The organism is Schinkia azotoformans LMG 9581, assembly GCF_000307855.1.
GTDB classification, from domain to species: Bacteria; Bacillota; Bacilli; order Bacillales; family Bacillaceae_J; genus Schinkia; species Schinkia azotoformans.
This window is the reverse complement of the sequence record NZ_AJLR01000015.1, coordinates 1-11,264: the sequence shown is the minus strand read 5'-3', so window position 1 is coordinate 11,264 and position 11,264 is coordinate 1. Positions and strand designations below refer to the sequence as shown.

The following is an 11,264-nucleotide window of genomic DNA, read 5'->3' as shown; positions in this document are numbered from 1 at the left end:
AGGTTTCCCTACTTTATTGTTTTGGGAGAAGCTACTTATACAAATTATTTGAAGAAGGGATTATTAAAATATGAAACTTGAGTCACTTCAGTTGCCTCCTGACATTGAGGCGATGGTCAAGAATAAAAGGCAAACTTCAATCGAAGATTTTGGGAATTTAGTTGGAAAGGCCGGCTATAAGCCCGCAGATCAAAGCATTATTCATGATGCCGTTATTGCTTTGGCCCTTCGTAAAAATATTTTATTAAAAGGACCAACTGGTTCGGGAAAAACAAAGCTGGCAGAAACTTTATCAGCCTTATTTTCGCAGCCTATGCACAGCATTAATTGTTCCGTTGATTTGGATGCTGAAAGTATGCTCGGGTTTAAAACAATTGCGAATGAAGACGGAAAAACATCGATTGAATTTGTTGAAGGTCCCGTTATCAAAGCAATGAAGAAGGGGCATCTATTATATATCGATGAAATTAATATGGCAAAACCGGAAACATTGCCGATTCTCAATGGAGTCCTTGACTACAGGAGAATGATAACAAATCCGTTTACAGGTGAAATTGTTAAGGCCGCGAATGATTTTACCGTTATTGCCGCTATTAATGAAGGGTATGTTGGGACCGTTCCTTTAAATGAAGCTTTGAAAAATCGATTTGTCGTTTTGGAAGTGCCTTACATTCAAGGGGAGATTTTAAAGCAGGTTTTACTAGAACAATCCCAGTTAAAGGATGAAGTGTTGGTCAATCGCTTTGTAACCTTCTCAGCCGATCTGATTACACAGGTGAAAAATGGTCAAATCTCAGAGGAGGCGGCATCGATTCGAGCATTGTTGGATACCTGTGATTTAGCTAAGTTTATACCTCCACTTCGTGCGATTCAAAGAGGTGTTATTGAAAAATTGGATGATGACCGTGAAAAAGCGGCAATAAAGAATATTGCTGAAACGCTGTTTGAGTGAGGATTAGCGATGAGTTTTATTAAATTTAACGAAGATAAAGTAGATTCCTTTTTGTTCATGGAGCTATCAGACGTAGCCCGAACTTTAACGAAAAATAAACAGCTGGAAGTTGAGTATGGTTACAAATCCTACTATGATCCCCATGAAAATAAAATTTTTATTAGCCGGTTTTGGGATGATTACTCTACACTTGAAAAAAGATTTGGGTTATTCAGCGATGTTTTTTTGACTAGCATTAGCAGTGGAGATTATTTTGACAAAATGGTTGCAAAGGAACTGGTTGAGAAATCTGATGCTCGTCTGCTTGTTAGTTTTACGAGACAGCTATTTGTCTTGCTTGAGGATTTGCGGCTTGAAGATATTTTTATAAAAAAAAGACCCGGAACTAGGAAGATATTTGCGGTTAGGAGGCAAGTGTTCCGGAGATATTTTTCAAGTCAATTAAATGTCAATACTACTCGTGGTGTCTATACGGATGCTTTGCTTAATTTAATATATTTACTTTTGTCGGCAGAGTCTCCGTTTGTTGAGTATCCTAGCATCCATGCTAAGATTGATCCGGTTATCCCGTTCGTTCAAACTGAAGTGACGAAGGTCTTTGATGCAAAGTCCACTAGGGATATTGCCAAGATCACATTCACGGTGATGGAAGTGTTGGAAGAATTGCTTCAGGCTGATATGCTGAACCTCTATTTTTATATTTCTGAAAATGTTTATAAAAAAATGGACGATGGGCTTACATATGATGATTTAAAGCGGCGCAATGGATTGAAAAATAATGATGTTTTGGATAAGGAAAAGGAAGGAGATGAAGATGTCCATTCTGAAAAACTCCCGACATGGCATCAAGAGACAGAGGATACAACGAAAAGTTTTCTTAAATTTGATTTAGAGCAGGGCACGCAGACGGATTTGATCGGCGAAGGAGTTAGGGAAGGAGAAGCGGGTGACCAAGCGTTGGCAGTTGTACAGGGGAAATCCGGGAAATCCAAACATAAGGATTTTTCGGAAGTTGAGGCTGTGGAGGCCAATGACGCAGAGGCTTTGTCAGGTGCAGCTAACGACGAAAAATATGGGAGAGCAAATAAATTTGCCGTTCCCATTCATGTGCGGCTAAACCAAACAACCATTGCAGAAAAAGAAAGATACGATGAGTTTAAAACGATCATTATGCCTTATCAGAAAAAATTAAAGCAAATGATTCAAAAAACATTGGAGCATAAAAAAATACTCCCACGGGAGGACCTGCACATTGGCAGATTAAATAAAAAGTTGATTCGCTATTTTACAGATGAAAATCCGAGGTTATTTTACAAGAAAAATCAACCGTCACCCGAAATTGATGCGGTATTCTCTCTGCTTGTTGATTGCTCAGCTTCCATGTATGACAAAATGGACCAGACTAAACTCGGGATCACCTTGTTTCATGAAGCACTTAGCGGTGTGGGGGTTCCGCATAATATTGTCGGCTTTTGGGAGGATTCCAGTGATGCAACTGAGGTGAGACAGCCCAATTGCTTTAAAACAGTTGTTGATTTCGCGAATTTTGCGGATTCAAAATCAGGTCCAAAAATAATGCAGCTGGAGCCTGAAGAAGATAACCGCGACGGCTTTGCCATTCGTATGATGTGTGAGCGGCTCCTGCAACGGCATGAAAAACAAAAATTTCTGCTCGTCTTTTCAGATGGTGAACCCGCCGCCTTTGATTATGTAGAAAATGGAATCATCGATACTCACGAGGCAGTAGTTAACGGCCGCAAAAAGGGAATTGAAATCATCAATGTTTTCCTGGCAAATGGTGAAATAACCGAAAGCCAGCAAACAACAATAAAGAATATTTATGGGAAATATAGTATTTTAGTGCCTGTTATCGATGATCTCCCTGATATTCTGTTTCCACTCTTGAAGAAGTTGCTGTTGCGGAGTATATGATGGGTTAATGATTCCTGTTATTGGCGTCGGGAAGGTAGAACGGGAATCATAGAGTGTGTATGGTTCCTGATTTTTTTGTTATGCGGCCCAAATCGGGCCGGAGTTCCCGACCCTGTGTCCCACTTAATATACACTTGGGACGTGGATAAAGTCGCGTCAGCGATTTTGTCCTTGCTGGATTTTTACCACAAATTCGTGAATCATTTGATTTAATTCTTTCGCTGCTTTTGTTGGAATCTGATGCTTTGTGTTAATGACCCTTAATTCATTTTGTGGGAGCATTTCATGTAGAATTTTTGCATACTGATGAAAGGCTTTATCCTTACTGCCAAAGGCTAGTAAAGTCGGCAGGTCAATACTGGGTAATTGATGTGTACAATTATAATGCAGACTACAGTTATAGTACTGTTTGATATTCCTTATATCCCCTTTTATGGATTCCCGGTACATCATTTTAAATATTTCAAAGGTATTCGCATTTCCAAATGAAATAGCGAGCCCCAGCAGCTTTTTGGCTTTTATTTTTGAAAGCAGCCTTGCGATGATAATTCGTTTTTCGTTATAGAAATCCTTAATCTCGGACATACCACTTATAATAATGCCCCCTAATGCTCGTTCTTTATGATTTAGCAAAAATTCTAATACGATAGAACCTCCCGTTGAATAGCCGCAAATAAATGCTTTTTCAATTTTGAGATGGTCTAAAAGCTGTTTAATATCATTTCCAATCATCTGATAAGTGATTGGCTCCTTTGAAAAAGCGCTCCGCCCATGCCCTCTAATATCAAAAGTAATAACCTTATATTTTTGCGATAATTCCTCCACTTGATATTTAAAATTGGTACTTGTAAGTAACGGAGGATGAATAAAAACAAGAGGTATGCCTTTACCGTTCGCATTGTAGTAAAGGCCATTCTCCACATCTGATAACATTGGCAAGCTAATCACCTTTTTAATATAAATACTAGAAATAGTAGATAGCTCTACTTATCCTTTTTTATTTTTTACACGCTAGGGCTTTCTTATACGAAGCCCGTGGATCATTATGGAGTTTATTGGATTCTGGAACCGAGCCGGAGTTCCTGACCCTGTGGCTCACCCCAGAACGGCCCCCGCGTCCCAGCACCACACCCCGCACCCCGTTTTCTCCCATGATTCTTGTCCAATTTAGCTGAAAAGTAAAAATTATATAGCAATTATTTAAATCAATTGCATAGGATAAAGTAAACTCTTATAAATGGAAACCTTCCCCATTTAGCATATGAGGTTAGAAAAAGTTTGTTACAAAATTGAAAACTTTAGCTTAAGGAGGGAAAATAAAATGACAGCAGGCAATGAAAAGCATTTTTCAATTTCAGAGGAAGACTGGTCCCTCCACCGGAAAGGACATGATGATCAACAACGGCACCAGGAAAAAGTAAAAGAAGCTATAAAAAATAATCTGCCAGACCTAATTACAGAAGAAAGTATAATCATGTCTAACGGTCGGGAAGTCGTGAAGATACCTATACGTTCATTGGATGAATACAAAATTCGTTATAATTACGATAAAACTAAACATGTGGGCCAGGGTGATGGGGAAAGCCAAGTTGGTGATGTTGTTGCTCGTGACGGATCTGGTGAAAAAGCTGCTGGAAAAGGGCAAGGTGCAGGGGATCAGGCAGGGGAAGATTATTTTGAAGCAGAAGTATCTTTAATGGAAATTGAAGCAGCACTTTTCAAAGAATTGGAGTTACCGAATCTACAGCAAAAAGAACGTGATGAAAATGTTGTAGAGGATATTGATTTTAATGATGTTAGAAAAACAGGGTTAATGGGGAATATTGATAAAAAACGAACACTCAAAAATGCTTTTGTTCGGAATGCGATGAAGGGGGAGCCAAGCTTCCAACCAATTTATCGCGAAGATATCCGCTTTAAAACTTGGAATGAGATTGTTAAGCCTGAATCAAAAGCAGTTGTAATTGCCATGATGGATACGTCGGGCTCAATGGGGATCTGGGAAAAGTATATGGCACGCAGCTTTTTCTTCTGGATGACAAGGTTTTTACGAACAAAATATGAAACCGTTGAAATTGAATTTATTGCCCATCATACGGAAGCAAAGGTCGTTACAGAGGATGACTTTTTCTCCAAAGGGGAAAGCGGAGGAACCATTTGTTCATCTGCCTATCGAAAAGCCTTGGAAATCATTGAGCAAAAATATCATCCAACCAAATTCAACATTTATCCTTTCCACTTTTCAGATGGAGACAATTTAACCTCGGACAATGCCCGGTGTGTGAAGTTGGTGGGGGATTTAATGAAAGTCAGCAATATGTTCGGCTACGGTGAGGTCAATCAATACAATCGCCATAGCACCCTCATGTCAGCTTATAAAAACATTAACGATGAAAAATTCCGCTATTATATTTTAAAGCAAAAATCAGATGTATATACAGCAATGCGCAGCTTCTTCCGGAAGGAAGATGAAAGTAAGGCGTTTGCATAAATCCCTGGGAACAGGGATTTTTTCTTTTTCTGTTGACAATCGGAATCAAGGATAAGTATAATATGTGTAACCGGTTACAGATTCATATAAGAAGCTAAATCTTGGAGTTGGTTTTTTTTGAGCACAATTAGAGATGTTGCAAAGGTTGCGGGAGTTTCTGTGGCAACCGTTTCAAGAGTTTTAAACAATAAAGGATATGTTAATGAGGACACACGAAAAAAGGTAGAAGCTGCTATTCATAGTTTAAATTATAAACCAAATTCAGTAGCGAGAAGCCTTTTTAAAAAAAAATCTAAAATGATTGGCTTAATTGTTCCGGATATAACAAATCCATTTTTCCCCCAACTAGCAAGAGCGGTTGAAGATGTAACGAATCATTCAGGTTATACATTGGTATTATGTAATTCTGATGAGGACATAATAAAAGAGCAAGAGTATATTGAAGTACTAAATCAAAAATATGTAGATGGATTTATTATTGTTACTAGTACATTAAAAGCGGAGCATATTAAAGATTTAAAAGTTCCAATTGTTGCCCTTGATAGACCGATAAATTTAGATACACCAACAGTATCGGTCAATAATTATGAAGGGTCTAGACTTGCAACTAAGTTTCTATGTGATACTGGATGTCAAAAAATTGCACATGTTCGAGGACCATATAATGTTTTAAATGCGGACGAACGCTGCAGAGGGTACTTAGATGAAGTCCAAGATTTAGATTGGTTTCGGCCCGAATTAGTCGTTAACGGAAATTTCAATATTAATAAAACAAAAGAAATAGCAAAAGAACTTTTAACTCTGCATCCGGATATCGATGGAATTTTTGCAGGTAATGATCTTATGGCTGTCGGCGTTATAAAGGCAGCTGAGGAATTAGGGATTAAAATTCCTGAGCAATTATCTATTATCGGTTTTGATGGAATTACACTATGTGAAACAACATCCCCAGAACTAACAACAATAGCTCAGCCCATTTATAATATTGGATCTAAAGCAGTGCAAATCCTAGTTGACTTAATCGAGAATCGACCACTTGAACAAAATAATTATACATTTTCTGTGGAGTTAATCGAACGCCAATCAACTAAACCGAGGTGAATAAATTGAGTCGAAAAATAATCGTAATTGGAAGCATTAATATGGATTTAGTAACATCTGCCCTTGTATTCCCTAAAGCAGGGGAAACATTAATTGGAACATCTTTTCTTACGATCCCTGGTGGAAAAGGTGCAAACCAAGCGGTTGCTGCTGCAAGACTAGGGGCAGATGTATCATTAATAGGATGTGTCGGGGACGATTTATTTGGTAAGGAATTGGTTGAACATCTAAAAGAGCAACGGGTTTCTTTACCTGATGTGGAACCGGTTACACATACACAAACAGGAATTGCATCCATTACTTTGGCCGAGGGCGATAACAGCATTATTGTAGTCCCTGGTGCGAACTATCATGTAACACCTGAGCTTGTTGCTAAATATGAAGATCTGATTGCTTCATGTGACACTATGCTCCTACAATTGGAAATACCAATGGAGTCAGTAGAAATGGCAGTGAAAATTGGAAGAAAACATGGACTAACGATTATTTTAAACCCTGCTCCAATCGCGAAGCTGTCGAAAGAAATATTACTAAATATTGACTATATTACTCCGAACGAGCATGAGGTAGTTGAACTACTTGAAGGATTAGATGAAGTGCAAAGAAACACGTTAAAAGAAAAGCTAATTATTACTAAAGGCGCAAAAGGTATCACATACTATAAAAATGGCAATGAACAACATATTGAGAGCTATCCGGTTGAAGTGGTTGATACAACAGGAGCAGGCGATTCTTTTAACGGTGCGCTTGCTGTCGCTTTGACTACAGGCAACAGTATAGATAAAGCATGTCGATTTGCAAATGCAGTAGGAGCCTTGGCGGTTACGAAATTGGGTGCACAGAGCGGAATGCCTACAAAAGAAGAGGTTGAGATATTCCTTAATAGCAAGAGAGGATGAAGTCATCTGTGAAAAAGAACGGAATATTAAATAGCCATATAGCTTCCGTGTTAGCAGAACTAGGGCATACGGACACAATTGTAATAGCAGATTGTGGTTTGCCGATTCCGAGCGGGGTCAAAAGGATTGACCTTTCCTTAAAGATCGGAGTTCCAAGCTTTTTAGAAACGCTAAATACCATTATTCAAGATATGGAAGTTGAAGCAGCAACATTGGCTACTGAAATTCAAGAAAAAAACCCAGATATTAATAAGTCAATCGAAGACTTATTAGCAGGTAAAGAATTAACTTATGTTTCTCATGAGCAATTTAAAGAATTAACTAAAGAAGCGAAGGTCGTAATTAGAACAGGGGAGGCATCCCCTTATGCGAATATAATCCTTCAAGCTGGAGTGATTTTCTAATGGAAAAACAACCATTAATAGAAATGAAGCAAATTAGTAAATCATTTTCTGGAAATCGAGTACTAGAAAATGTGGATTTTGAACTGCTCCCTGGGGAGATCCATGCGCTAATGGGTGAAAATGGAGCGGGGAAGTCAACGCTGATGAAAATTCTAACCGGGATCTATGAACGGGATACAGGTTCTATTTTTGTAAAAGGAAACGAGGTTTCATTTACAAATCCAAAGCAGGCTGAAAAAGCTGGGATAGCTGTTATTCATCAGGAATTAAACATTATTCCGTATTTAACAGTAAGTGAGAATATGTTTCTAGGTAAAGAGTTAACGACAGGTCGTTTGGGGATTCTACGAACAAAAGAAATGAAAGAGAAGACGAAGGAATATTTAAATCGACTTGGAGTCGATTTAGACCCCAATTTGGAAGCAGGGAGACTTTCAGTCGGTCAACAACAGATGATTGAAATAGCCCGAGCTGTATCTACAAATGCAGAAGTTTTAATAATGGACGAGCCAACGGCTGCTTTAACCGATAGGGAAATAGAGGCACTTTTCCAAGTTATAAATGGTTTAAAAGCAAGCGGAGTAGGAATTGTGTATATTTCGCATCGAATGGAAGAGATCTTTACAATCTGTGATCGGATTTCCGTGCTGAGAGACGGAGAATTCATTGGAACCAATAAAATCAAGGATACTAATTTTGATGAAGTAGTCAAAATGATGGTAGGTCGACAGTTAGGTGAACGCTTTCCAACACGAACAACAACACCCGGCAAGGAAAGATTACGAATCGAGAATTTCACAAGTAATGGGAAATTTAAGGATGTAAATTTTGCTGTTCGAGAGGGAGAAATACTTGGTGTAGCTGGTTTAATGGGTGCTGGCAGGACCGAAATAATGGAGGCGCTATTTGGTGCTCTTCCAACCCAAAGTGGAAAGGTGTTTATCGACGGTGAAGAAATGAATATTAGAACACCTTATGATGCTATTAAATCAGGAATTGGGTTCATTACTGAAGATCGAAAAGTAGAAGGATTAGTATTGGACTTAACTGTTCGAGAAAATTTTGCTCTACCCAATTTATTACGTCTATCTAACAAAGGCGTAATTTCAACTCAAAAAGAAAACGAGTTTGTTAGTCAAATGATAGATAAATTGCATGTGAAAACCTCAAGTTCAGAACAATTAGTAAAGTCCCTAAGTGGTGGAAATCAGCAAAAGATAGTAATTGGGAAATGGTTAGGGATTAACCCGAGAATTCTAATTTTAGATGAGCCGACAAGGGGAGTAGACGTTGGTGCTAAAAAAGAAATCTACCATATTATGAATGAATTAACTGAACAAGGGGTTTCGATTATTATGGTCTCTTCGGAATTACCTGAAATTTTAGGGATGAGTGATCGGATTTTAGTTATTCATGAGGGGAAAGCCTCTGCAATCATAGAGCGGGATGAAGCAGATCAAGAGAAGATAATGCAAGCCGCTACGGGAGGGATTTAATATGGAGAAGTCAAAAATATCAACATCATTGCAGAAACTTGGGCCTCTACTTGGTTTTGCGGTCATTACCATTATTTTATCAATATTAAGTCCAAGCTTTTTATCATTGGATAATATATTAAATATTCTTCGTCAAGTATCCATCAATGCACTGATTGCTTTTGGGATGACATTTGTCATTTTAACAGGGGGGATTGATCTTTCCGTTGGGTCAATGCTGGCTCTCTCTGCGGCGTTAACTGCTGGATTTATGGCAGGCGGTATGGATCCGATTTTGGCAATGTTGCTTGGATTATTAGCCGGTGCTCTGATGGGTGCCTTTAATGGCTTTGTAATAACCAAAGGAAAGGTTGCACCGTTTATAGCGACGCTAGCAACGATGACAATCTTTAGAGGATTAGCTTTAGTTTATACGGAAGGCCGTCCAATTACGGGGTTATCAAAGGATTTATCTTTTGAATTAATGGGAAGAGGTTATTTCTTTGGAATTCCTGTTCCGGTAATTTGGATGTTAATAAGTTATGCTATTTTGTACTTTATTCTAAAGAAGACAACTTTCGGACGAAGAGTATATGCCATTGGTGGAAATGAAGAAGCTTCCATTTTATCAGGTATAAAAGTGGATCAAGTGAAAATTTGGGTTTATTCGATTACAGGTCTTTTATCTGCATTAGCGGGGATTATTTTAACATCGCGATTAAACTCTGCTCAACCAACTGCTGGTACCGCTTATGAACTCGATGCCATTGCTGCCGTTGTACTTGGCGGAACTAGTTTATCAGGTGGACGTGGTTGGATTTTTGGGACAATGGTAGGTGCCCTTATTATTGGGGTTTTAAATAATGGTTTAAATTTATTAGATGTTTCATCATTCTACCAACAAGTCGTTAAAGGAGGTGTTATCCTTTTAGCGGTAATTTTAGATCGTAAAAAGTCAGCTTAACACAAGATCTTAAAAAATGAAAAATGGGAGGATGTACAAATGAAAAACTGGTTAAAAGTTTTACTTCTTGCAGCATTTACTATGATTTTAGTTGCAGGCTGCTCAACAAAAGCGCCTGGTTCTACTGAAGAGCCCGCTACATCAGGTGAAAACAAGGGAGCACCGGCTACAGATTCAATGAAGCTTGGTTTATCAATTTCAACATTAAACAATCCTTTCTTTGTAACTTTAAAGGAAGGTGCGGAAGCAGAAGCGAAAAAGCAAGGTATTCAGATCACAACTATTGATGCTCAAAATGACCCTGCTAAGCAAATTAGTGATATTGAGGATTTAATTCAACAAGGGGTTTCTGCCTTAATTATTAATCCAACTGATTCTGCTGCAGTCGTTTCTGCGATTGAATCTGCAAACAATGCTGGAATTCCAGTTATTACAGTTGACCGTAGTGCAGAAGGCGGAGAGGTTGTAGCCCATATTGCCTCTGATAACGCTGCAGGTGGTAAAATGGCTGGAGAGTTTATTCTTGAAACTTTAGGAAACAAAGGCAAAATTGTTGAGCTTGAAGGTATTCCAGGTTCTTCTGCAGCTCGTGAGCGTGGAGAAGGTTTCCATAGTGCTGTTGATGGAGTTGAAGGTGTCGAAGTGGTAGCCAAGCAAGCCGCTGATTTTGACAGAGCAAAAGGCTTAACAGTAATGGAAAATATTCTTCAAGGAAATAAAGACATTCAAGCTGTATTTGCTCATAATGATGAAATGGCACTTGGTGCTTTAGAAGCATTAGCTGCTGCTGGTTTAAAAGATGTGTTAGTGGTTGGTTTTGATGCAACTGAAGATGCAGTAAAAGCTGTTGAAGATGGTCGCATGGGAGCAACAGTTGCCCAAAAGCCTGACTTAATTGGTCAAAAGGGCGTTGAGACAGCAATCTCTGTTATTAAAGGAGAAAAGGTTGAGGAATTTATTCCTGTAGAGCTTGAATTAATTAAGTAATATAAAATTTAAATATGAATCAAGGGCCAGCAGAGATGCTGGCTTTTTGTGCGACGGGC

General features: G+C 38.6%; 10 protein-coding genes. 9 read left to right on the top strand and 1 reads right to left on the bottom strand.

All coding sequences use genetic code 11. From position 1 onward, the window contains the following. Nucleotides 1-70 precede the first annotated feature (70 nt). Together BAZO_RS01515 and BAZO_RS01510 are read left to right on the top strand one after the other, a co-directional pair. Nucleotides 71-952, top strand: a complete 882-nt coding sequence (locus tag BAZO_RS01515; protein ID WP_003329431.1) for an ATP-binding protein — start codon at nucleotides 71-73, stop codon at nucleotides 950-952. A gap of 9 nt (nucleotides 953-961) precedes the next feature. Beyond that, nucleotides 962-2,884 (top strand): vWA domain-containing protein, encoded by a 1,923-nt coding sequence (locus BAZO_RS01510; protein WP_003329430.1) that lies wholly within the window; start codon nucleotides 962-964, stop codon nucleotides 2,882-2,884. A gap of 156 nt (nucleotides 2,885-3,040) precedes the next feature. On the opposite strand, the gene BAZO_RS01505 is transcribed toward BAZO_RS01510, so the two are convergent. Continuing rightward, a complete protein-coding gene (locus BAZO_RS01505) occupies nucleotides 3,041-3,823 on the bottom strand; it encodes an alpha/beta fold hydrolase (RefSeq protein ID WP_039956866.1) in 783 nt (260 codons plus the stop codon). Between the two features lie 382 nt (nucleotides 3,824-4,205). Between BAZO_RS01505 and yhbH the strand changes: the two genes are divergently transcribed. From yhbH to rbsB, 7 genes are all read left to right on the top strand, one after another. Further along, on the top strand, nucleotides 4,206-5,375 hold the full coding sequence (gene yhbH, locus BAZO_RS01500) for a sporulation protein YhbH (protein ID WP_003329427.1): 1,170 nt from the start codon (nucleotides 4,206-4,208) through the stop codon (nucleotides 5,373-5,375). Nucleotides 5,376-5,492: 117 nt separating this feature from the next. Continuing rightward, nucleotides 5,493-6,476, top strand: coding sequence for a LacI family DNA-binding transcriptional regulator (locus tag BAZO_RS01495; protein ID WP_003329426.1), 984 nt, complete (start codon nucleotides 5,493-5,495; stop codon nucleotides 6,474-6,476). Then, nucleotides 6,473-7,375 (top strand): ribokinase, encoded by a 903-nt coding sequence (gene rbsK, locus BAZO_RS01490; protein ID WP_039956864.1) that lies wholly within the window; start codon nucleotides 6,473-6,475, stop codon nucleotides 7,373-7,375. Before BAZO_RS01495 ends, rbsK begins: the two co-directional genes overlap by 4 nt. Before the next feature lie 8 nt (nucleotides 7,376-7,383). Beyond that, complete coding sequence (gene rbsD, locus BAZO_RS01485; protein ID WP_003329424.1) at nucleotides 7,384-7,779, top strand: D-ribose pyranase; 396 nt, start codon at nucleotides 7,384-7,386, stop codon at nucleotides 7,777-7,779. Beyond that, nucleotides 7,779-9,275: a sugar ABC transporter ATP-binding protein gene (locus BAZO_RS01480; RefSeq protein WP_003329423.1), complete on the top strand. Its 1,497-nt coding sequence runs from the start codon at nucleotides 7,779-7,781 to the stop codon at nucleotides 9,273-9,275. The genes rbsD and BAZO_RS01480 overlap by 1 nt, the downstream gene beginning before the upstream one ends. A gap of 1 nt (nucleotide 9,276) precedes the next feature. Next, the gene (locus BAZO_RS01475) at nucleotides 9,277-10,218 is read left to right on the top strand and encodes an ABC transporter permease (RefSeq protein WP_003329422.1); all 942 of its coding nucleotides are present in this window, start codon (nucleotides 9,277-9,279) and stop codon (nucleotides 10,216-10,218) included. A gap of 39 nt (nucleotides 10,219-10,257) precedes the next feature. Next, nucleotides 10,258-11,205, top strand: coding sequence for a ribose ABC transporter substrate-binding protein RbsB (gene rbsB, locus BAZO_RS01470; RefSeq protein WP_003329421.1), 948 nt, complete (start codon nucleotides 10,258-10,260; stop codon nucleotides 11,203-11,205). Nucleotides 11,206-11,264: the final 59 nt, after the last annotated feature.